The following is a 21,661-nucleotide window of genomic DNA, read 5'->3' on the forward strand; positions in this document are numbered from 1 at the left end:
CTGCTGCTTGCGCGAGGCGTGAGCAGTACGTCACCAGCGGCTTTCATGACGAGAGCCGCTTCTTCACAGGAGCGTTGTGTTTCACCGCAGACCCACTCACCGGCGGGCATGGATAGTCATGGCCGCCACCATGCTGATGTTGCCCGCCCCGTACGCCTTCGCGGCCGAAGACGACGCACCGTCAAGGGCCAGGGCCGCAGCGGCGTCGACGCCGGCGCCGACGCCGGCCAAGCCCGTCAAGACCAAGGTGCTGATCTCGGAAGCCGACCTGGAGAAGGTACGGGACCACGGCCGCGAAGCGGCCAAGGGCAAGGCGCGCCCGGCGCCCGCGACCCCCTTTCAGGTAGCGAAGCGGCCCGCGGTGAAGAAGTCCGCGGACGCGGCGGACCTCACCCTCGTCGAGGCGACGAAGATCGTCCAGCGGGACGCCCCCAAGCAGCCGCTTCCCCTGCAGAGCAGCGTGGAGCGTGCCGGGCTCACCGGCCCTGACGCCACCGGTGCCGACGCCAAGCAGTTCTCCCCGTCGGCCCCATCGGCCGCGTCCGCCGAAGCCGCCACGGTGGCTGCCGCCGCCGTCGGTGAGACTCCGCCGCAGGCCCTGGTGGACGAGTGCATGTCCGCGGGCGCGGACGCCCAGAACGGCCGGATCCTGAACCGGTTCACGCACTGCCAGCGGTTCCCGATCATCGCCGAGTACTGGACGAAGGACGCCAGCGGGCAGCCGGTCGAGCACCAGGGCACCACCCGGGCCACCATCGAGGTCTTCGCCCAGGGCTTCGACGACCAGCGCAGCACGCGCGTGTTCGCCCAGATCAAGCAGGGCTCGGTCACCTACGACTGGGGCTGGTGGGACGACATCTGGACCGCTCCCAGCGTGCCCTTCTCCCTGTTCGGCGTGTGCACCGACGGCCAGGTCAGCTGCGCCGCCTCGCGGAGCCCCGCCACGCTGCTCTGGGACAACTGGAACAACAACCCCAGCTGGGGCTACTGGGACATCAGCAACCCCGCCACAGCCGGGTACGGCCGGGACAAGCTGATGTACAGCCAGTGGCACGTCAACGGTTTCACGGAGACCGACGAGTACGACACGGACACCCCCGCCAGCACCCCGGACCAGCTCATCCGGTGCGACTCGGCCACGTACATCTGGGATTTCGGCACCAACAAGCCCGCCGCATGCATCTTCCCCACCGCCACTCCGTTCCTGACGTACTACACAAGTGGAGATGAAGCCGCAGTGGCTTCGCACATCTACTACGCGCAGTGGTACACCAACTCCACGTACCCGAGGCTGGTTCCCGCGGGGCAGACGCCGCCGCGGGACAAGCAGATCCCGGGCACGTATGAAGAGGCCGCGCTGGGCGACCCCGGGCTGCACCGCATCACTCCGGCCCTGCACCCCACCGAGTACCAGGCGAACCGGGACCACAAGGACGGCGCCTGCTACGGGACGGGCCCCTACGCCGCCCAGTACGAGGGTCTCGGCCTGAACCCGCGTCCGGACACCACCACCGAGCAGTGCGACGAGTTTCCCTTCGCCTCCACCCGCGAAGGAGCGGGGAGCCCCAACTGGGACTTCTCGGTCAAGGCTGTGCCGCAGCACGACAACAGCGTGGCCGGCGGCCTGCTCATCGCCTACTACAACGGTGACAGGATGCTCGCCTGGGACGCCGCCCTGCCGTACCCGGACGTGACGAACGACAGGTTCTACGTCCAGATCCAGCCGTAGGCGCAGCGATCTGTTGTGGGGGTGTCCGCGGCACTCGCGGGCACCCCCTCTCTCGTCACCCCGACTCGAAGGACCGGACAGACATGGACCAGCTTGCCGACCTGCACCAGATCTTCGGAGAGGGCTGGTGCGTGACGCTGGCCGCACTGCCCGCCGAGGAGGCGCTGCGGCTCATGGGTGTGGAGACTCCGGCGCTCTTCCCTGATCTCAGCAGTGCGTTCCGCGGCCGCTCCACCCCCAGCCGGGGCGGACCGGTGCTGCTCCTCGGCCGGTCCATCGGCGTCGCGGACTGGTCGGTGGTGCTTGAGCTGGAGGGGCGTACCGGTTGGGTCGGCACGCAGCCCGAGGTTCTGGAACGCCTGGCACGACCCGGGTACCGGGCTGTTACGGCGTACTCCGACCCGAACAAGACCATCGTGCTGTTCCGCGAACACGACGGCACCGTCTGCGGCATCGAACCGCTCAGCGGGCGGCGCTGGGGGGACTGCAGCACGGGCCTTTCGGAAGCGCTCATCGCGCTTGGCTTCCCCCCGGGCTATGCCACCGAGGACGACCCGGTCCCCGAGCCGTACCGTCCCGCCGTCGCAGCGCTGCTCGCCGTCCAGGCAGCGACCGGCGTGGCCTTCACCCGGGAGATGCTCGAGGGGGCGTGGGCCGGGGGCCTGTCCATGGGCCGGTGAAGGGCGAGGTCGACGGGGACATCACGATGGACTCTGCCGCCATGCGCGCACCGGCACGGCTCCCGCAACATCCGTTTCCACGCGTGCGAGTTGCGGCGACGCGCAGCCCAGTCAAGGGCCCCCGCCATCCCGACGCAAAGGATGGTTGAACGCCGACACAGCTTCACCGCCAGTGAAGCCCATAGCGCAAGCCCCTGCCGCTTCGGCGACGAACAGCCGACCTTTTACCGACACGTAACTTCCAATCTTTCGTTACTCGTGCGTAAGTTGGCTTGAGCACCGCAAATCCAGCCATCGCTACTCCCTTGAGCCGCAAGGAGATTGCCCGATGCTGCCCTGGAAACGTGCCCTCAGACCGGTCGCCGCCCTGCTGTTGGCCGTGTCTGTCGCCCTCACACCTGCCGTCGCGAACGCCGACCCAGCGCCCCGCAGCGGCTGGAACAACTACTCCTGCAAACCCTCCGCCGCCCACCCCCGCCCCGTCGTCCTCGTCCACGGAACCTTGGGGAACTCCGTCGACAACTGGCTCGCCCTCGCCCCGTACCTGGTCAGACGCGGCTACTGCGTCTTCTCCCTCGACTATGGGCAACTTCCCGGCGTGCCCTTCTTCCACGGCCTCGGCCCGATCGACAAGTCGGCCGAGCAACTCGACACGTACGTCGACAAGGTGCTCGCCGCGACCGGCGCATCCGAAGTGGACCTCGTCGGCCACTCCCAGGGCGGCATGATGCCGCGCCACTACCTCAAGTTCCTGGGCGGGGCCGACAAGGTGAACGCGCTGATCGGCCTCGCACCCGACAACCACGGCACCACGCTGAACGGCCTTACCAAGCTGCTGCCGTACTTCCCGGGCGCCGAGGATCTGCTCAGCGCCGCCACTCCGGGGCTGGCCGACCAGATGGCCGGCTCCGCCTTCCTCAGCAAGCTCAACGCGGGCGGCGACACCGTGCCCGGCGTGCGCTACACGGTCATCGCCACTCGCTACGACGAGGTGGTCACGCCGTACCGCTCGCAGTACCTGGCAGGTCCGGGCGTACAGAATGTGCTGCTCCAGGCCCTGTGCGCGGTCGACCTGTCGGAGCATGTGGCGATAGGGCTGTTCGACCGGATCGCGTACCACGAGGTGACGAACGCGCTGGATCCGGCGCATGCGACGCCGACGACGTGCGCGTCGGTATTCGACTGAGAAAAGCGCAACTGCGGCCCGCTCCCTTTCGGGGGAGCGGGCCGCAGCCCTGCCTCTTCGTCGTATACGTCAGCGGCTGTGACGCCCGCCGGCGGTCGCCCTGCGGCGGGCGGTGCCGAACATCGCCGCGGCGCCGATGGCGAGGGCGGCGGCGCCGCCGATCGCCATGTACGGGGTGTTGCCGTCGCCGCCGGTCTCGGCGAGGTTGTCGTCGGCGGGGTTCGGGGCGGCGGCGGGCTTGGCGACGCTGTTCGCTTCCGGAGCGTTGTTGCCGGCGCTGTTGTCGGCGGGCTTCTCTGCAGGCTTGTCGGCCGCAGCCGCGTCGGTCGCCTCCGCGTGATCGCCACCGTGACCACCGTGATCGACGGTGGACTTGTCCGCACCGTCCGCGATGTCCTCCTCGGAGGGCGCGGAGGCGGTCGGGGCGGGCGCACCGCCGCCGTTGTCCTGCCCGAAGACCACGTCGGAGCAGGTGTAGAAGGCCTCGGGGGAGTCCGAGCGCTGCCAGATCGAGTAGATGAGGTGCCGGCCGGACTTGTTGGGGACGACGCCGTCGAAGACGTACTCACCGTTCTGCAGCGTGGGGTTGGTGACCTTCGCGAACGGCTTCTCCTCCAGGTCCGACCACTTGAGGGGCTTGGTCGGGTCGTAGCCGTCCTTGGTGAGGTACAGCTCGAAGGAACCCTTGTGCGGGGCGGTCGCCTTGTAGCGGAAGGTGCGGTTGCCGGACGCGAGCTTGGAGGACGGCCAGTCGGCGCGGGGCAGGTCGAGACCCTTGTACTTGTCGCGGCCCGCGCTGCACAGCTTCCCGTCCGGGATCAACTGCTGGTGGTTTCCGGCGGCGTTGGCGATGTTGACTTCGTTCCAGTCGTAGAAGGCCTGCGTACCGCTGGCCGCGACCGCCGCCTTGCACGCCGCTGAATCCGGACTCTCCGGCCCCTCGGCGAAGCAGGCGGACACCCGGCTGACCGGGTCCGTCATCGACCCGTGCGCGACGGCCGGTGCGGCAGCCAGCCCGGCGAGCGCGAGCGGCGCGAACCCGAGGGCGGCGACCGAGGTGACCTTACGGCGAGCGGTCATGGTGACGTACTCCTTCAAGAGCGGCATATGGGGGGTCCCGGGGCAGGCTCGATCGGGCGGCGCGGCCCCCCGTAGGACCACAGCGCCGACCGCTCGAACCGGCCCCGGCGATCAGCAAGCTAGCCGCTCGCAACCGCGAAATCGCCTGCTGGGAGGGGGTGATGGCGATCCTTATGCTCGCTTTAAGGCGGGGGTAAGAGGGCGCTCAGGAAGCGGGCGGCGGCGACGTCCTCGACGGGTGCGCACACGCGGACGCGGTAGGCGGGGGCGCCCGTCGGGGACCCGCGTTCGTCCGAACACCTCGATCGGGGTGGACAGGTCGAAGGGGATGACTCCGTCCAGGGCGAGGACAGCCACGGGATGCATGGCTCAACGAAAGCGGGACGCCAGGTTCTCGTGAACCGATTCATCAGGCCTTCTGCATCTTTTGCACTGGTCAGAGGCCTTCAGGCTCGGTTGGCCAGAATCCGTTGGGGTCTGGCGATTCAGCCTCTACTGGGCGGTGTCGACTGTGACTAGCGTCGGTGTCTGCGCCCCACCAAGGGCCGCTTCTCCCATGGAAAGGGACTACTTCCCGATGCTGTGTCAGATCGTGCTGTTCGACGGATTCGACCCGCTGGACGTCATCGCCCCCTATGAGGTGCTGTTCGCCGGCGGGATGGCCGCGCCGGGCGCGCTGCAGGTCGAGCTGGTCTCGGCCGAGGGTCCGCGCGAGGTGCCCAGCGGCTCGGGACTGCTCTCGCTGCGGGCCACCGCCACACTCGACCCGCAACGCGCGGACTTGGTCCTCGTACCGGGAGCGGTGGGCCCCCTCGGCGACCCCTCCGACCCCGACGCCCCGGGGAACGAGGACTCCATCCCCGCCCTGCTCGGCCGTACGCTGCAGACCGGACTGCCGGCCCTGCTCAAGGAGGCCCTCGACCGTCCGGGCCTGACCATGACCACCGTCTGCGGCGGCTACACGATCCTCGCCATGGCCGGGCTGATCGAGGGCCGGCACGCGACCACCAACCACCTGGGCCTGGACCTGCTGGACGCCACCGGTGTGGTCGCGATCGACGCCCGCGTCGTGGACGACGGCGACCTGGTGACCGGCGCGGGCGTCACCTCCGGCCTGGACCTCGGCCTGTACCTGCTGGAGCGCGAACTCGGCCCCCGCATCGCCCACGCCGTCGAGCAGCTCTTCGCGCACGAGCGCCGGGGCACCGTCTGGCGCGCCACCGGCCCGGTCCCCGCCGCCTTCTGACGTCCACCCCCTGAACGCCCGGCTCCCGGGCACTCGAGAAAGCGCACCCCATGTCTGTTGAAGGTTCCTGGAACATCGTCATCGCCAACCCGATCGGCAAGCAGCAGGCCGTACTGCGGCTCTTCACCGAGGACGGCGCACTGCGCGGCGTCGCCACGGGCGAGGCGGAGGAGGTCCCGCTGTCCGATCTCACGCTCCAGGCCGACCGGCTGACCTGGAGGCAGTCGATCACCAAGCCGATGCGCCTCAACCTGGCCTTCGACGTCGCTGTCCACGGCGACGAACTGACCGGCACAGCCAAGGCCGGCCGGCTGCCCTCCACCAAGGTCACCGGTCACCGCGCCGCTGACGTCTGACTGAAGCCCCCGAAACCGCCATGACGAAATTCCTCCTCACCGTCCACGTCACGCGGGAATGCCGGCGGGCGGGCGGTACCCGCAGGGTGGGGGAGCGCGGTGACGTGCCGGGGCCGCCACCGCCCTCCCGTGGTCACCCGTCAGGTGGTGGCGCTTTCCGCCGTGTCGGGTACCGGCGGTGCCGGGGGCCACGGGATCTCCGCCAGCACGGGAAGAAGCGACTCCTCCTCGTAGTCGAGGTGCGCCGTCAGTTCCTGCGACATCCAGTCCAGCTCGGTGCGGAAGCGCCGCGGGTCAGCGGTGCTGATGTCGGCCAGCAGGGCGAGGAGTTCGCCTTGGACGCGGGTGACCGTCCGGTGTTCGTCGCGGAGCCGGTCGATGGCGTCGCGCAGGTGAGGGTGGTAGCTCGCGATCGCGGGGAACAAGTGCCCGTCCTCGCTGGTGTGGTGGAACTCCAGGGACTGGCAGAACGCGAGGCAGTGCTGCCGGATCTGCAGGCCGAGCCCTGGCGCCGACGGTTCGTCGGAGCCGTGGTGGGCCGCCTGCGCGGCGAAGTGGGCGTCGGCCTCGGCGCGCACGTGCCGCAGCTGCGAGCGCAGCCAGGTGTGGACCTCCATCAGCTTGTCGGCGAGGTTGTTGACCTCGAGGGGACGTGCACCCGCCTCGGGCTCGGCCCGCTCCAGCGCCACGACCGGCAGTACTCGGCTGGTCTGGGTCTGGTAGTCGCCGTATCCGGGCACCGCGCGCACCACGTGCGCGAACAGCCGCTCGCGGCGAGCGCCCTCGGCGGGGACGGCGATCGCTGCGAACGACGCGGTGCCGATCTCCACCTGCACCTGGGGATGGGCGAGCAGGTTGTGGTACCAGGCGGGATGACTTGGCGCGCCGAGGTTGGACCCGACGACCAGCAGGAGGTCGCCGTCATGGACGTAGCCGAGGGGAGTGGTGTGCTGCTTCCCCGACTTCGCGCCGGTGGTGGTCAGCAGAAGGAGGTCGCCGCCCTCGAAGGGACCACCGACCTTTCCTCCGTTGGCTCGGAACTCCTCGATGACGGATTGATTGAAGGACGTGGGCATACGGTGTCGAATCTCCAGGTGAAGAGTGCGTGGTCCGCGGTGATCGTGGAATGACCGCGGTGATGGTGGTGACGGTGATGTGCTCAGCGCGAAGTGACCGCGCGCGAGCCCTCGCCCGGAGACGGACATCGATAGTCGATCGAGCACGCGGAGCCGTGGAGCGGTGGACGGTCGCCGGGATGCGGCGGCCGTCGGAGGCTCGGGAGGCAAGGCGTACTGACGTCACACGGTGGTGCAGGGCACCACGGAGGACAAGGGACGACGCGCGGACGCGTTTACGTCAGGCGCAGATCGCTGAGTGTGAACTCATGGCATGGCCCCTTGGTGAATGGTGTCCGCCCGATCACCGGCCTGCCCACTGCTCTTTGGCCGGCGTCACGCGACACGCGCACCATTACAACCAGCCGGTAGTCGCCTGTCAACGCGGAAGAACGCGCGCGGACGCGGTTCGCCGGCCTGCGGCGGCTCGGACTCTACGACGGGCCAGGCTGTTCAAGGTTGCGTGGGGGCAAGCCCGGTCCTGACATCAGAAGGAGGTGCCGAAGTCGTACGCCGGCGCACTCCGGGGCCGGTCCGAATCAGCCGACCTTGGCCTCGTAGATGAGGATCTCGGTGCCGGACACCTCTTCGCCGTCGTCGGGAGCCGCCCACATACGCAGCTTGCTGCCCTCCGCCTCCAGGAAGACCGGGTTGCGGGTGGCGACATGGCCGGCGGCTGACCACAGCTGAACCGGTACCTCGTGCCGGACGGTCTTCGACTTGAGGTCGAGCAGGGCGATGCCCCCCAGCTCGAAGTTGCTGCCGGTCGAGGTCTTGTAGTTGGTGATGCCGGTGCACAGCATCAGCTCGCGCTTGGTGTACGCGCAGTCCTGGTAGTCCACGAAGTGGCTGGAGTTGGCCGAGTGGGCCAGTTGCCTGCCCTTGCCGCTCCAGGTGTAGAACTCCCGGGATCCCCACGTCACTCCGTGCAGCTTGCCGGTCCTGGGGTCGGGCACGATGCCGCCGACGTGGTCCGCGACCTGGAACTCTTCATGCACCTCGAGGGTGGCCAGGTCGATCCGGTAGACGATCGAGTGGCTGTACGGCCGGTACTCCGCGACCGGAACCCACAGCGACGTCCCATCGGCGTCGATTCCGCCAGGGTGGTAGGCGTCTCCGTCTCCGAGGAGGATGTCCTTCAGCAGGTTGCCCTTCAGGTCGAGCACGAAGACATGCCCGCGGCCCTTGCCCGGCGTCCGGTCGTACCCGTCGACCGGCTGCGGGTACTTCACCGGCGGCTCGGTGATCTCCACGCTGGACAGGAAGAGCCGGTCCCCGACGCGGGCGAAGCCCTGCGGGTGATGGGTTGGGAAGTTCAGCTTGATCCGCTCGGCCAGATTCCACTGCGTCGATCGGTTCAGCTCGGAGACCGCTTCGACCAGCGGCGCGTTCTTGGGGGACTGGGCCGTACCTACGGCTGGAGTGGTGGTCACTGCCACCGCCGCTGCTGCCAGCACCGCTCCGGCCAGGACTGCGCCGTGGAACTTGTTGACGGATCTCATCGGACGGCCTCCAGACGCAATTGGGAACTTCGTCTTCCACATATCTACGGTCGGTGGGCAGCCGAGTCGTGACGTAATCCCACCCGGTGGGTGACCTGAAACCGAATATCCGGTCGAAGGCGGCTGGCATGAAGGCGGGCATGAAGACGGGCATGAAGACGCAGACGGTCTCGGCGGCGTCCACTGGGGAGACCGGGGCGAACAGGCCTCCGAGCACGGCCAGGCCCAGGCCGAGATGGCTGTCGGTCAGGGAGACGCCGTCGGTCCACGCTGCGAGTGGTCGCCGCGGCCAACGAGGCCGGCGCGGCACTCGGCCGAACGGCTTTCCCGAACGAGTGAGACGGCGGTTTCCGGGGGCGGGCCCGGCAGGCCAGGGGCGGCGTCGTGCGCGCGGACACGCGGCGTAGGGGCAGGAGTACGGCCAGGAGTACGGGCAGGAGTACAGGGGCAGGCGGCCGGGGAAGCGTGTCATGCCCCGCTGGTTAGCATCCGCGCAGGGGGCAGCCCACGGATGGCACGGGAGGCCGTCATGCACAAGACACCCACTCCGCGCCTGGCGAGGAACCGTTCACGGCTGGGGCACAAGGTGCGCTACGCGCTGCGGCATCCCCAGCGCGTGCTGCCGTACCTGCGACGGGCGGGCCGGGACGGCTGGCTCCGGTTCCGGCACCGCGGGAGTCACATCGCGTACTACCGGGCGGTGATGGCGTCGGACACGGCGAGGAGTCCGGAGGCGGCGGTCGGCGGCGGGCCGTCGCACGACCGCTGGCTGGCCATCGGACAGCTGCAGTACGACTACCTGGTGCGACACGGCCTGAAACCGCAGGACCGGATGCTGGAGATCGGGTGCGGCAACCTGCGGGCCGGGTGGCGGTTCATCGAGCATCTGGAGCCCGGCCATTACGTCGGGATCGACATCTCGCCCGACATCCTCATCGAGGCCAAGAAGACCCTGGTCCAGTACGGCCTCCAGGACAAGATGCCGTACCTGACACCCGTCGACAACCTGACGCTGGACTTCCTTCCCGATGCCTGGTTCACGGTGGTGCACGCGCACAGCGTGTTCTCGCACTCACCGCTGGAGGTCATCGACGAATGCCTCTCGCACGTCGGACGGGTGCTGGCCCCCGGCGGCTTCTTCGACTTCACCTACGACCGCACCGAAGGCAGCGAGCACCAGGTGCTTGGCGAGGACTTCTACTACCGCACGGAGACGCTGATCCGGCTGGCCGAGAAGCACGGTCTCGTCGCCTGCTTCATGGACGACTGGGAGCGACTGCCGCACGGTCAGTCGAAGCTCCGGGTCAGCCACCCCGCGCCCGACCGGATCACCTGACCCGACCGTGCCCGACCGTGTCACCTGACCCGATCGCGCCCAGGCCGTTCAGCGGGAGGCGAGGCTGGTGCGCGCTGCCGCCATGAAGGTGGCCTTGGGCGTCTCGAGGTGCTCGTTCACCTCGGTGTCGCCGATATCTCGCCACACTGCCTGGTTGAGCGCACGGCCGTAGACGTGGACGGGGTCCTGCACGGCCTCGTCGCAGAGCAGCATGAGCGTCCGCTCCGCGGTCCACAGCGCGGTCATGGTGGGCTGGGTCTGTGTCATCCAGCCTTCCTCGTCGTCACCCCACGGTTCGGGACGGCGATAGGCGGCTCGTTCGGCCGCCTGGGCGCACGCGATGAACTCCTTGATCGCCTGCAACTGCTCTGCCCGGCGAGCCTCTGCGGTGGCGGCAGCCTGCTTCCGTTCTTCCGTTCTCTCGGCGGACCGCTGGGTGGCGCGCTGTGCGAACGCCGTCAGCCCACTGCCGAGCACAACACCACTGAGCGACAAGACCGATGCCCAGAGTTCCCCGGCCACTGCGATGCCCCCTCCAAGACTTCCTGCCCATGAGCGTGGACATGGACATGGACATGCTCCCGCATGTGATGCGAGGGACCACCCGGTTGCTCAGGCCCGCCCCGAGCCACCTCAGCCGATCCGCCGGTACCGCCGCTCCGGCCGCCCCGTCCCCCCGTACCGCAGCGTCACCTCCACCCGCCCCGTCTCCGCGAAGTACTCCAGGTACCGGCGCGCGCTGACCCTGGACAGGGAGCCCGCCTCCGCGCACTCCGAGGCCGACAGGTCCTCGCCCGGGTGCTCCCGAAGGATCCGTTCCACCAGTTCCGCGGTGTGGGCCGCCAGGCCCTTGGGGAGTTCGCGCGACCCCGGCGGGCGGGTGCCGAAGATCTGGTCGACGTCCTCCTGACGGGCCTCGCCCAGCCGGTCGAAGCGGGAGCGGAGCGAGGCCACGTGGCGCAGTTGCTCCTGCAGCGCCGCCTGGGTGAAGGGCTTGATCAGGTAGTGGAGGGCGCCCGCGCGCAGTGCCGCCCGCACAAGGCCCGCGTCCCGCGCGGCCGTGATGAACAGGGCGTCCACGGAAGCACGCCCGTCACGCTCCTCTGCCGCACGCAGTTCCCGCAGGACGCCGATCCCGTCCATGTCGGGCAGATAGATGTCCAGCAGTACGAGATCGGGCCGAAGCCGCTCCGCCGCGCGCAGCGCTTCGGCGCCGCTGTGGGCCACCCCGACGACCGTGAAGCCCTCCGTCGCGGACACATAGCGGCTGTGCAGCTTGGCGACCATGAAGTCGTCGTCCACCACCAGCACACTCGTCACGCCGCCACGCTAGGCCGCGACCACAACGACCACAACGTCCGTTGATTCCGGAAGAGAGACAGCTTCTTAACGCGCAGGCAACATGTGGGCCACTTCACACGTTCCTTACTCTCCTTCGAAAGGCGGCTCGCGTGCGATTGCGCACTCCCCTCGCCCTGCTCGGGGCGGCGTTGCTGGTGCTCGTGGGGCCGCCGCTGCTCACCGCAGGCAGCGGTTCCGACACCGGCACGCAGATCCCCGGCCTGCGCTTCATGGTCCCCAACACGCCCGGCGGCGGCTACGACATCACCGCCCGTACGGCCGCCAAGAACGCCGAGGACGCCGAGCTCACCCACAACATCGAGGTGTTCAACCTGCCGGGCGCCGGCGGCACCGTCGGTCTGGCCCGTCTCGTCGGCGAGCACGGCAACGGCAGGCTCGCCATGTCCATGGGCCTCGGCGTCGTCGGCGCCGTACACACCAACAAGTCGCCCAAGACCCTCGCCGACACCACCCCGATCGCCCGGCTCACCGAGGAGCAGGACATCGTGGTCGTCAGCAAGGACTCCCCGTACAAGACCATCCAGGATCTGCTCGCGGCCTGGAAGAAGAACCCCGGCAAGCTGCCGGTCGGCGGCGGGTCCTCGCCCGGCGGGCCCGACCACCTCGCGCCCATGCTGATGGCGCAGGCCGCCGGGATCGCGCCCAAGACCGTCAACTACATCCCCTTCGACGGCGGCGGCGAGCTCCTCGCCTCCATCCTCGGCAACAAGGTCGCCTTCGGCGTCTCCGGCGTCGGCGAGTACCTCGACCAGATCAAGTCGGGCGAGCTCCGGCTGCTCGCGGTCACCGGCCCCGAGCGGGTCCCGGGCCTCGACGCCCCCACCCTGCGCGAGTCCGGACTCGACACCGACTTCACCAACTGGCGCGGCGTCGTCGCCCCGCCCGGCCTCTCCGACGCCGAGCGCGACAAGCTCATCGGCCTCCTCGAGAAGCTGCACGACTCCCCCCAGTGGAAGGAGTCGCTGAAGAAGAACGGCTGGGACGACGCCTTCCTCACCGGCGACAAGTTCGGTGACTTCCTCGACGAGCAGGACAAGAGCGTGGACTCGGTGCTGAAGGAGCTCGGGCTGTGACGACAGAGACGGAAGCAGAGACCGAAACCCCCGCCCCGCGCCGCTCCTGGCAGGAATGGCTGCGCGAGTACTCCGAACTCGGCGTCAGCGCCCTGCTGTTCGTCATCGGCGTGCTCGTCCTGACGGACGCGCTGACGATGGACGTCGACATCGCCCAGCGCGGGCCCATCGGGCCCAAGACCGTACCCGTCGTCGTCGGCATCGGCCTGCTGCTCGTCGCCGTACTGCTCGCCGTCGACGTACTGCGCGGCGGCCGCGGCGAGGCCGAGGGCGGCGAGGACATCGACCTCAGCGAGCCGAGCGACTGGCGCACGGTGCTGCTCCTCGCGGGCGTCTTCCTCGCCTTCGCCGTGCTCATAGGCCCGGTCGGCTTCCCGATCGCCGGAGCCCTGCTCTTCTGGGGCGCGGCCTTCGCACTCGGCAGCCGCCACCTCCACCGCGACCCGCTGATCGCCGCGGTCCTCTCCCTGGTCACCTACTTCGTCTTCAACAACCTGCTCGGTGTTCCGCTGCCGGGTGGCCCGCTGATGGGAGTGCTTTAGCCGATGGACTCTCTCAACTCACTCCTCGACGGCTTCGGCACCGCGCTGACCCCGGTCAATCTGCTCTGGGCGGCGATAGGCGTGCTGCTCGGCACCGCGATCGGCGTACTGCCCGGAATCGGCCCCGCGATGGCGGTGGCGCTGCTGCTGCCGGTGACGTACGGCCTTGAACCCACCGGCGCGTTCATCATGTTCGCCGGAATCTACTACGGAGCGATGTTCGGCGGCTCCACCACATCGATCCTGCTCAACACCCCCGGCGAGAGCGCGGCCGTGGTCGCCGCCCTCGAAGGCAATCCGATGGCGAAAGCCGGACGCGGCGCACAAGCCCTCGCGGCCGCCGCCGTCGGTCACTTCGCCGGCGGCATGATCGGCACCATTCTGCTGGTCGTACTCGCCCCGACCGTCGCCGAACTGGCCGTCGACATCGGCGCGCCCGACTACTTCGCGATCATGGTCCTGGCCTTTATCGCGGTGACGTCCGTACTTGGTTCGTCGCGTATTCGCGGGCTGGCGTCCCTGCTGATCGGGCTCACCCTCGGGCTCGTCGGCCTGGACCAGATGACCGGCCAGCAGCGGCTCACCTTCGGGTCGCTCCAGCTCGCCGACGGCATCGACGTCGTCATCGTCGCGGTCGGTTTCTTCGCGATCGGCGAGGCGCTGTGGGTCGCGGCCCATCTGCGGCGCAGCAGTGGCGAACCCATCCCGGTCGGCCGGCCGTGGCTCGGCAAGTCCGACGTCAGGCGCACCTGGAAGTCCTGGCTGCGCGGGCCCGCAATCGGCTTCCCGTTCGGCGCGATCCCGGCCGGCGGCGCGGAGATCCCGACGTTCCTGTCGTACGTCACCGAGAAGCGGCTGTCCAAGCACAAGGAGGAGTTCGGCAAGGGAGCCATCGAAGGCGTGGCGGGGCCGGAGTCGGCGGCCTCGGCATCGGCCGCGGGCACGCTGGTCTCGATGCTCACGCTCGGCCTGCCGACGACCGCCGTCGCGGCCGTGATGCTGGCCGCCTTCCAGCAGTACGGAATCCAGCCCGGGCCGCTGCTGTTCGAGCGCGAGCCGGACCTGGTGTGGGGCCTGATCGCCTCGCTCTTCGTCGGCATGGTGCTGCTGCTCGCGCTGAACCTGCCGCTGGCGCCGGTCTGGGCGAAGCTGCTGCGCATCCCGCGCCCGTACCTCTACGCCGGAATCATGTTCTTCGCCGCGGTCGGCGCGTATGCGGTCGGCGGCGAGGCGCTCGACCTGGTGATCCTGCTGATCATCGGTCTGATCGGCTTCGGAATGCGGCGGTACGGACTTCCCGTGCTGCCGGCGGTGATCGGTGTCATCCTCGGCCCGGCCGCGGAACAGCAGCTGCGCCGTGCGCTCCAGATCAGCGACGGAAGCGTGACCGGCCTGTTCAACACGCCGTTCTCGGTGACGGTGTACGCCGTGATCGTGGTCCTGCTGGCCTGGCCCTGGCTGAAGAAGCTGATCACGCGCCGCCGTAACGTGTCGGTATGACGCATGACATCCTCCCCCTACCTTCGGTGGGGGGACCCCCAGCCGTCGCCGCCGATGTGGCGGCCGGGAGGGTGTACGTCACCGGGGATCCGGTGGTGGGAGTCCTGGTCCTCGTCCCGCACGAGGACCACCTCTTCCTGGAGTCGATCGCGGTCCACCCCGACGCCCACGGGCGCGGGGTGGCCGCCGCCTGCTGGAGTTCGTCGATGACCACGCGCGGGAGCTGGGCCTCCGCAAGTCGCTCGCCCACCACTGACTAACCGGTGTGAGCGAGCAGCTCGGTCAACTTGCCGTACTGGGCGAGGAGTTCGAGCTCGTCCAGGGCCTGGACGGCCTGCCCGGCGGCCGCCGGGTCCGCCTCCCGGAGGCCGCTCGCCTCGAACTCGTCCTCGTCCAGGCGCAGCACCGACGAACTGTCCTCCGACACCCACAGATCCAGGTCCAGGTCCTCGACGGTCAGCTTGTCGCCTTCGAGGACGGCGGGGCGGGTGATGTCGCAGTACCAGCCCTTGAGCGCGCCGTCTTCGGCGCGGACCTCCTTCACCGCGTACCAGCGGTCCCGCCAGTAGTGCTCGGTGAACACATCGCCGCTCTCGAAGCGTACGAAGCCGAAATCGCGCGCACCCTCGCCCGCCCACGGCGCGCGGACCACCAGATGGGTTCCGTCGTCCGCGAGCAGCTCGGCGGCGTAGCGGATCTTGGTCCGGCCCGCCTTGACCAGGACCACCTCAACCGAGCGTGCGGACATGACGTACCTCCGTCGCACAGATCTCGTAACCGAACCATTTGTTGATGGCCAGCATGGGGCCATTGTCGGCGTCATTGCTGGTGAACGCGTCCGTGTAGCCCGCCGCGCGGGCGCGGCGCAGCGAGTCCGTCTTGGCGAGCTTCGCGAAGCCCCGGCCGCGGTGGGCGCGCAGCGTGCCGGTCATGCCGGACATATAGCGGGTGCCGCCGTCCGAATGCGCGGCGGTGAAGGCCGCGACCGCGCCGTCCACCAGCACCACCGTGGTGAGCTCACGGTCCAGCAGCGGGTTGTTCCAGGTGTGGCGGATCCAGTCGTCGTAGTCGTCGAAGTCCGTGCTGATGTCGCCGGGCTCGTCCGAGGTGGCCTCGGCATCGGCCTGGAACATCGGCCGCGGATCGGCCTCGAAGTCCGCGGCGGTACGCAGCTCGACGCCCGCGGGCAGCTCCGGCAGCGTGGGCAGCGTGCCGTTCGCCAGGTCAAGACGCTGGAAGTGGGCCGGGCGGGTCGGCCGGTAACCGCGCTTCTCGGCGAAGGCCCGGGACTCGGGGGTGTCCATCACCCAGGCGTACACGTTCGCCGCGCCTTCGGCCGCCAGATGCTCCTCGGCGGTGCGGAGCAGCAGCGACCCCGCGCCATGGCCGCGGTGGTCGGGGTGGATCTGGGGGGTGGCGTACGACTGGCCGGGCTCGACGCTGTCGTACGCCATGCCGACGTGGGCCGTGCCGACGATCTCGCCGTCGATCTCGGCGACCAACAGCCGGTACTTCTTGGCGGGATTGGCGGTCCGCACGCCGAAGAGGATGGACGCCGGGGTCGTCACCTCGAAGGGTATGGCGGCACGGCGGGCCCGGGCCACGGCTTGGGCGTCCTCGGCATCATGGGCACGGAAGTCACGGACGATCACGGTCATGGGGCGGCACGTTACGCGCGGGTCCGGCGCGGCCGCCCCCCATTTTCCGGCGGCCCGCCGGGCGGTGGGGGACAATCGGGCCGTGACCTTGAAGATCGTCATTGACACGGACTCGGCGACCGCGCCGTACGAACAGCTGCGCGCCCAGATCTCGACGCAGGCTCGCGCGGGCCGGCTGCCCGTCGGCTACAAGTTGCCGACGGTACGGGGGCTCGCCGAGGAGCTGGGGCTCGCGGCCAACACGGTGGCCAAGGCGTACCGCGCGCTCGAGTCGGACGGGGTGATCGAGACGCGCGGCCGCAACGGCACCTTCGTCGCGGCGGCGGGCGATGCGGCCGAGCGGCAGGCGGCTGCGGCCGCGGCGGCGTATGCCGAGCAGGCGCATCGGCTCGGCCTCACGCGTGCCGACGCGCTGTCGGCGGTGCAGGACGCGTTGCGCGCGGCGTACGGGAGCTGACGCCTGGGGCCTTTCGCCACGGGTGCGACCTTCGGCCGCATGTCCTCAAACGCCGGACAGGCTTGATTTCCCGGGTTTCTCAGAGGTACAGGCCCGCGTCCGGTCCGTCGTTCTGCGCCGGCACCGAGGCCGGGCTGTGGCCGCGGCGCAGGGCGTACAGCTCCGCAAGTGTCGCGCCCTCGCGGCCCACGCCCTCCTCCGTGCCGAGCCAGTTCACCGACTCATTGCGGGTCAGCGCGCCCACCTCGATACGGGCCAGGCAGCGGCCCGGGCGGACCACCGCGGGGTGGAGGCGTTCCAGGTCCTCGTTGGTCGTCACGCCCACCAGGACGTTGCGGCCCTGGCCCAGCAGGCCGTCCGTGAGGTTGAGCAGCCGGGACAGCGCCTGGCCCGCCGTGTGCTTGGCCTCGCCGCGGATCAGCTCGTCGCAGTCCTCCAGCAGAAGCAGCCGCCAGCGGCCCTTCGACGTGCCCTCGTCCTCGCCGATCGCGATGTCCATCAGATAGCCGACGTCGTTGAACAACCGCTCCGGGTCCAGTACGCAGTCGACCTGGCACCAGTCCCGCCAGGAGCGGGCCAGCGTGCGCAGCGCCGAGGTCTTCCCGGTGCCGGGCGGCCCGTGCAGCAGGAGCAGCCGGCCCGCGATGTCGTCCGGCGTCACCTTCATCAGCCGGTCCATCGCATCGGCCACCGGCGCCGTGTAGTTGGGCCGGACCTCCTCCCAGGTCCCCGCGGCGATCTGGCGGGTGGTGCGATGCGGACCGCGCCGCGGCGACACGTACCAGAAGCCCATGGTGACGTTCTCCGGCTGCGGTTCCGGCTCGTCGTGGGCGCCGTCCGTCGCCTGCCCCAGGACCTTCTCCGCGAGCTCGGAGGTGACGGCGGTGACGGTGACGTCCGCGCCGCGGTTCCAGCGGGAGACGAGCAGCGTCCAGCCCTCGCCCTCGGCCAGTATGGCGCTGCGGTCGTCGTCGCGCGCGGAGCGCAGCACGGACGCCGCCGGCGGCAGCAGCGTGGCCCCCGGCTTGACGCGGTCGATGGTGGAGCTGTGGGAGTACGGCTGCTCGCCCGTCGCGAAACGGCCGAGGAACAGCGCGTCGACGACGTCCGAAGGTGAATCGCTGTCGTCGACGTTGAGCCGGATCGGCAGAGCGTCCTCAGGCTTGGCAGACATGCGCCCATGATCCGGCACGGGACCGCCGCGCGCACGGTGTTTTGACCGGTGACGCGCCCGGCGCGCGACCGGCTCGCCCGTCAACCCCCGCCCCGGCGGATCAGCCCGGCGGCCCGGCGAACCCCGCGCACCAGGGCGTAGCCCTTGGTGAGCGCACGGTCCTTGGCGAAGTTCCGCGCGATCGAGCGGCCTTCGACCAGCCGCTCGAACTCCTCGATGCCGGTGGCGCGCCGCACGGTCACCCGCTGCAGGGCGTACGGCCCCTGCCGGGGCACGGCGAGGCCGTTTCCCACGGCGAGCGACTGTGCGAAGCCCGCCGCCCGGACCGTGTGGCGCACCCGGCGGCTGGAGTAGCCGTACGGATACGCGAAGGAGAAGGGCACAGCGCTCAGTTCGTCCGCGATGATGTCCCGGCAGCGGACCGTCTCGTACCGGAGGCGGTCGTCGTCGAGCTGGTCGAGCTGCGGATGGGTGTGCGTGTGCCCGCCGATCTCCGTGCCCGCGGCGGCCAGTTCACGCACCTGGTCCCAGTCGAGCATGGTGTCGAGCGCGCCGCCCTCGTCGTGCGCGCCGCGCAGCCAGCCCGTGGAGACGAAGAGCGTCGACGCGAAGCCGTGCTCGGCGAGGACGGGGAGGGCGTGCCGGTGCACGCCCTCGTAGCCGTCGTCGAACGTGATCAGCACCGGCTGCCGTGGCAACGGCCGTCCGCCCGCCCGCCAGGCGTCCCCCAGCTGTGCGGTGGTCAGCGGAGTGAACCCGCGCTCGCCGAGCAGCTCCATCTGCTCGGCGAAGGCGTCGGGCGAGACGGACAGTCCGTACGCGGCCTTGGCCGGCCGGTGTCCGACGGCGTGATACATCAGGATGGGGACAGGCCGGTTCACCCGGACGTACCTCCTGTGCTCGGCGCGGCCGCGATCGGTCCTGACGAGAACGTCGTCCCGCCCCCACGCGCCCGCACGCTCCCCACCACGTAGCCGCCCGCTGCCGCAGCCACGCCGGTGACGATCGCGCCCGCCCGCCCCGCGCCGCCCCGGCGGCCAAGCAACGCGTCGCGCAGCCCGCGTACGACTCCGGCCGGGAGCACCCGGGTGGTGTAACGGCGCTCCGACTCGAGGCCCTTGTCCGCGCCCACGCTCCGGGCCACGAGCGCCTTGGACAGGCCCTCGGCATACGCGCGGGTGCGGAAATACGCGAACCGTTCCCGCGCGGCCGGGACCTTGTGGTGGATCACCGCGCGGTCGTCGATCAGCAGCACGGCGTCGGGCAGCGCCCTGGCGAGCCGGATGCACAGCTCGGTCTCCTCGCATCCCAGCGGCCGTTTGTCGCCGTCACGCCCGATCCCCGTAGCGAAGCCGCCCGACGCGTCGAAGGCGCTGCGCCGGAACGACGCGTTGCCGCCAAGTACATTGCGCACCCGCACTTTGCCGGGCGGCAGGCCGCGGTACGTACAGCCGACGACCCAGTCGAACTCCTCGGGGAACCAGACCGGCCTGCGCCCGGACGCCCAGGCGGCCATGGTCCGCCCCCCGACAGCCATCACTCGCCTGTCGTCGTACCCCTCGGCGAAGTACCGCAGCCAGTCGCGCTCGGCCACCGCGTCGTCGTCAAGGAAGGCCACGAACTGGCCGCGGGCCGCAGCGATTCCGGTGTTGCGGCCCGCGGAGAGGCCGCGGGGGCCCGCATTCGCGAGCACCCGCACCTTCTCCCCGTCCGCGGCGCTCTCACTCTGCTCGCCGTACTCCTTGTACTCCTTGGCGAGCCGGTCGAGCAGTGCCGGATTGTGGTCGACCACGAGCAGCGTCTCCAGGGCCGGCAGCGACTGCCGCCGTACGGAGTCGACGGCCGCGAGGATGTCCTCCCAGCGGTCCTCCGTATAGGCGCAGATCACCACGGAGAAGCGCCGGTCGCTCAAGACGCCCCTCCCCGCGGGATCCGGATGCTCAGCGCCGCCGGACGGCGACGCGCGGCTCTGCTCACGCCCTTCTCCTTGAGGATCACTCTGAGGACCCGCAACCCGTCCCGTACGGCTCGAAGGTTGCTGACGCCGTGAATGCGGAGGTACTCGTGGCTGGGGACCTCCTGCACCCGCAGTCCGGCCTTGACCACCCTGATGTTCATCAGGGTCTCGATCTCGAAGCCGGTGCAGTCCAGGGTGATCCTGTCCAGGCAGTGCTTCCAGAAGGCGTTGTAGCCGTAGCAGAGGTCGGTGTAGCGGGCCCCGAACTTGGCGTTGACGACGGTGCACAGGACCCAGTTGCCGAGCTTGCGGATCGGGGTCATGTCGTCGGTGCCGCCGCCGTTGGCGAAGCGGGAGCCCTTGGCGAAGTCGGCGCCGGAGACGAGTGCCGAGACGTACGACACGATCTCCTGGCCGTCCGCCGAGCCATCCGCGTCGACCATCACGATGATGTCGCCGGTGCAGGCGGCGAATCCGCTGATGAGGGCGTCCCCTTTGCCCTTGCCGACCTGCTTGACGACCTTGACGTCCGGCCACAGCTCGCGGGCGACCTGAACGGTGTTGTCGCTGGAATTCCCGTCGACCAGGACGACTTCATGAATCCAGTCGGGCAGGGTCTTGAAGACGTACGGAAGATTTTCCGCCTCATTCATGGCGGGGATCACGACGCTCACCGGCGGAGTGATCGCGAGATGTGAGGAGATCGGCCGGTACGCAGCGGCTATTCGGCCGGTTCCCTGCGCTTCCGGTCCGGCGCCTGCTGAGTGGGCGGCCGCGGATTGTGTGGCTGAATCCGCGGTTGATTCGGCGGTGTTGTCATGGTGCGACGGTGCAATGAACGGATCTTGCCCCGGAGCGGCCGGGTGCAGGACTGAGCTCATGAGTCTGACTTCCCTCTCTACCGGTGGACTGCCCGCCCCCGGGCAGTCCGGATGAGTTTCCGGTTCGAAAGGGGGGTTGTTCTCACCCCGGCCATGACGGCACAGCACTCCGTACTTGGTTGGGTGAGCTGGCAAAACTGGCCGCGCGGCGTACGGCTCGGATTGAGCGCGAAAACCGAGCACGGCACCCCCCTACCGCGCCCCGCTCCGGATCCATCGCGACGCCTGAGCCCTCCCCTAGAGCCGCTTTGCATGATGGACCGTTGCGGGTGGATGTACGACGGTATTGATGATTAGGACTGTATGGCAAGACCTGGAACGGGGGCTCACTTTTTTACTTTTTTGATACCGATTCGGCGGTCAGATACGGAACCGTCCCGATCGGATTCTCTTGATCCTTTTCATCAACCGGTCTGCCGGATCGATGCGTTCCGCATTCCGGATACGCCGTACCGGTGTCCAGAGGAAGAGGAGAGCGGTGATCACGGCGACTGTCGTAATCCCGCCATTGGCCGTCAGGACCCGCGGTGACGACAGGGATTGGGCGATGACCAGATCGATGGCCACCGCACCAGTTGCGGCCACGGCGGCACGGGCGGCCGGATCCAGCCGGTGAAGCACGGTGGCCAGGCCCCCGGCCGGCCCCGCGAACAGAAAGAAGAGGATGAACGGCGCGCGCAGCGGCGACTGAGCGCCGGTGAGCGCCAGTGCGACTCCGGCCCCCGAGATGGCGGACGCGACGCCCGCGAGGGCCGGCAGTAGATCCGTCCGGACTGCGGACGGCTTGTCCTTGATCATCTGCATGACGGACTTTGCCCCCCAGTGCC

Annotated in this window: 22 protein-coding genes and 2 pseudogenes; 11 read left to right on the forward strand and 13 right to left on the reverse strand. The window is 69.5% G+C overall.

The window, feature by feature from the left end; all coding sequences use genetic code 11:
* The first annotated feature begins 118 nt into the window (after positions 1–118).
* From ACZ3H8_RS21430 to ACZ3H8_RS21440, 3 genes are all read left to right on the forward strand, one after another.
* Positions 119–1,729 (forward strand): NucA/NucB deoxyribonuclease domain-containing protein, encoded by a 1,611-nt coding sequence (locus tag ACZ3H8_RS21430; RefSeq protein ID WP_467404124.1) that lies wholly within the window; start codon positions 119–121, stop codon positions 1,727–1,729.
* Between the two features lie 83 nt (positions 1,730–1,812).
* Positions 1,813–2,409: a DUF6461 domain-containing protein gene (locus ACZ3H8_RS21435; RefSeq protein WP_467404126.1), complete on the forward strand. Its 597-nt coding sequence runs from the start codon at positions 1,813–1,815 to the stop codon at positions 2,407–2,409.
* Between the two features lie 328 nt (positions 2,410–2,737).
* The gene (locus ACZ3H8_RS21440) at positions 2,738–3,595 is read left to right on the forward strand and encodes an esterase/lipase family protein (protein ID WP_467404129.1); all 858 of its coding nucleotides are present in this window, start codon (positions 2,738–2,740) and stop codon (positions 3,593–3,595) included.
* A 69-nt stretch (positions 3,596–3,664) separates the two neighbouring features.
* Here the strand turns inward: ACZ3H8_RS21440 and ACZ3H8_RS21445 are convergent, their stop codons facing one another.
* Together ACZ3H8_RS21445 and ACZ3H8_RS21450 are read right to left on the reverse strand one after the other, a co-directional pair.
* The gene (locus tag ACZ3H8_RS21445) at positions 3,665–4,675 is read right to left on the reverse strand and encodes a lytic polysaccharide monooxygenase auxiliary activity family 9 protein (RefSeq protein WP_467404132.1); all 1,011 of its coding nucleotides are present in this window, start codon (positions 4,673–4,675) and stop codon (positions 3,665–3,667) included.
* 209 nt (positions 4,676–4,884) lie between these two features.
* A pseudogene (locus tag ACZ3H8_RS21450) lies at positions 4,885–5,041 on the reverse strand (AraC family transcriptional regulator); the annotation flags it as partial.
* Between the two features lie 211 nt (positions 5,042–5,252).
* Here ACZ3H8_RS21450 and ACZ3H8_RS21455 point away from each other — a divergent pair.
* On the forward strand, positions 5,253–5,921 hold the full coding sequence (locus ACZ3H8_RS21455; RefSeq protein ID WP_467404768.1) for a DJ-1/PfpI family protein: 669 nt from the start codon (positions 5,253–5,255) through the stop codon (positions 5,919–5,921).
* Positions 5,922–5,971: 50 nt separating this feature from the next.
* Positions 5,972–6,277: a hypothetical protein gene (locus ACZ3H8_RS21460; protein ID WP_467404135.1), complete on the forward strand. Its 306-nt coding sequence runs from the start codon at positions 5,972–5,974 to the stop codon at positions 6,275–6,277.
* Positions 6,278–6,417: 140 nt separating this feature from the next.
* Here the strand turns inward: ACZ3H8_RS21460 and ACZ3H8_RS21465 are convergent, their stop codons facing one another.
* Together ACZ3H8_RS21465 and ACZ3H8_RS21470 are read right to left on the reverse strand one after the other, a co-directional pair.
* Positions 6,418–7,353 carry a nitroreductase/quinone reductase family protein gene (locus ACZ3H8_RS21465; RefSeq protein WP_467404137.1) on the reverse strand — a complete coding sequence of 312 codons (936 nt, stop codon included), beginning with the start codon at positions 7,351–7,353 and terminating at the stop codon, positions 6,418–6,420.
* Positions 7,354–7,931: 578 nt separating this feature from the next.
* Positions 7,932–8,894: a DUF6454 family protein gene (locus ACZ3H8_RS21470; protein ID WP_467404140.1), complete on the reverse strand. Its 963-nt coding sequence runs from the start codon at positions 8,892–8,894 to the stop codon at positions 7,932–7,934.
* 529 nt (positions 8,895–9,423) lie between these two features.
* Here ACZ3H8_RS21470 and ACZ3H8_RS21475 point away from each other — a divergent pair.
* A complete protein-coding gene (locus ACZ3H8_RS21475) occupies positions 9,424–10,230 on the forward strand; it encodes a class I SAM-dependent methyltransferase (protein ID WP_467404141.1) in 807 nt (268 codons plus the stop codon).
* Positions 10,231–10,278: 48 nt separating this feature from the next.
* Here ACZ3H8_RS21475 and ACZ3H8_RS21480 read toward each other — a convergent pair whose 3' ends face one another.
* Positions 10,279–10,752: a hypothetical protein gene (locus ACZ3H8_RS21480; RefSeq protein ID WP_467404143.1), complete on the reverse strand. Its 474-nt coding sequence runs from the start codon at positions 10,750–10,752 to the stop codon at positions 10,279–10,281.
* Between the two features lie 111 nt (positions 10,753–10,863).
* Positions 10,864–11,541 (reverse strand): response regulator, encoded by a 678-nt coding sequence (locus ACZ3H8_RS21485; protein ID WP_398989746.1) that lies wholly within the window; start codon positions 11,539–11,541, stop codon positions 10,864–10,866.
* 140 nt (positions 11,542–11,681) lie between these two features.
* On the opposite strand from ACZ3H8_RS21485, the gene ACZ3H8_RS21490 reads away from it, so the two are divergent.
* The 4 genes and pseudogenes from ACZ3H8_RS21490 to ACZ3H8_RS21505 all read left to right on the forward strand — a co-directional run.
* Positions 11,682–12,665 carry a Bug family tripartite tricarboxylate transporter substrate binding protein gene (locus ACZ3H8_RS21490; RefSeq protein ID WP_467404145.1) on the forward strand — a complete coding sequence of 328 codons (984 nt, stop codon included), beginning with the start codon at positions 11,682–11,684 and terminating at the stop codon, positions 12,663–12,665.
* Positions 12,662–13,207 (forward strand): tripartite tricarboxylate transporter TctB family protein, encoded by a 546-nt coding sequence (locus tag ACZ3H8_RS21495; RefSeq protein ID WP_307664400.1) that lies wholly within the window; start codon positions 12,662–12,664, stop codon positions 13,205–13,207. The genes ACZ3H8_RS21490 and ACZ3H8_RS21495 overlap by 4 nt, the downstream gene beginning before the upstream one ends.
* Before the next feature lie 3 nt (positions 13,208–13,210).
* A complete protein-coding gene (locus tag ACZ3H8_RS21500; RefSeq protein WP_467404148.1) occupies positions 13,211–14,707 on the forward strand; it encodes a tripartite tricarboxylate transporter permease in 1,497 nt (498 codons plus the stop codon).
* Between the two features lie 47 nt (positions 14,708–14,754).
* Positions 14,755–14,939 (forward strand): annotated as a pseudogene (locus ACZ3H8_RS21505) (GNAT family N-acetyltransferase); the annotation flags it as partial.
* Positions 14,940–14,963: 24 nt separating this feature from the next.
* Here the strand turns inward: ACZ3H8_RS21505 and ACZ3H8_RS21510 are convergent.
* The gene (locus ACZ3H8_RS21510) at positions 14,964–15,455 is read right to left on the reverse strand and encodes a ribonuclease FAU-1 family protein (RefSeq protein WP_467404150.1); all 492 of its coding nucleotides are present in this window, start codon (positions 15,453–15,455) and stop codon (positions 14,964–14,966) included.
* A complete protein-coding gene (locus ACZ3H8_RS21515; protein WP_467404152.1) occupies positions 15,436–16,365 on the reverse strand; it encodes a GNAT family N-acetyltransferase in 930 nt (309 codons plus the stop codon). Before ACZ3H8_RS21515 ends, ACZ3H8_RS21510 begins: the two co-directional genes overlap by 20 nt.
* 82 nt (positions 16,366–16,447) lie before the next feature.
* Between ACZ3H8_RS21515 and ACZ3H8_RS21520 the strand changes: the two genes are divergently transcribed.
* Positions 16,448–16,822 (forward strand): GntR family transcriptional regulator, encoded by a 375-nt coding sequence (locus ACZ3H8_RS21520; protein WP_356229546.1) that lies wholly within the window; start codon positions 16,448–16,450, stop codon positions 16,820–16,822.
* Positions 16,823–16,901: 79 nt separating this feature from the next.
* Here the strand turns inward: ACZ3H8_RS21520 and ACZ3H8_RS21525 are convergent, their stop codons facing one another.
* The 5 genes from ACZ3H8_RS21525 to ACZ3H8_RS21545 form a co-directional block, all read right to left on the reverse strand.
* Entirely contained in the window at positions 16,902–17,996 is a 1,095-nt protein-coding gene (locus ACZ3H8_RS21525) for a DUF5925 domain-containing protein (protein ID WP_467404156.1), read from the reverse strand.
* Positions 17,997–18,076: 80 nt separating this feature from the next.
* Positions 18,077–18,853 carry a polysaccharide deacetylase family protein gene (locus ACZ3H8_RS21530; protein ID WP_467404770.1) on the reverse strand — a complete coding sequence of 259 codons (777 nt, stop codon included), beginning with the start codon at positions 18,851–18,853 and terminating at the stop codon, positions 18,077–18,079.
* A 20-nt stretch (positions 18,854–18,873) separates the two neighbouring features.
* Positions 18,874–19,908, reverse strand: coding sequence for a glycosyltransferase family 2 protein (locus ACZ3H8_RS21535; RefSeq protein WP_467404157.1), 1,035 nt, complete (start codon positions 19,906–19,908; stop codon positions 18,874–18,876).
* Complete coding sequence (locus tag ACZ3H8_RS21540) at positions 19,905–20,834, reverse strand: glycosyltransferase family 2 protein (protein WP_467404159.1); 930 nt, start codon at positions 20,832–20,834, stop codon at positions 19,905–19,907. The genes ACZ3H8_RS21535 and ACZ3H8_RS21540 overlap by 4 nt, the downstream gene beginning before the upstream one ends.
* A 360-nt stretch (positions 20,835–21,194) precedes the next feature.
* Entirely contained in the window at positions 21,195–21,638 is a 444-nt protein-coding gene (locus tag ACZ3H8_RS21545; RefSeq protein WP_467404161.1) for a hypothetical protein, read from the reverse strand.
* Between the last annotated feature and the right edge of the window lie 23 nt (positions 21,639–21,661).

The sequence above is a fragment of the Streptomyces sp. NPDC002868 genome, assembly GCF_055563295.1.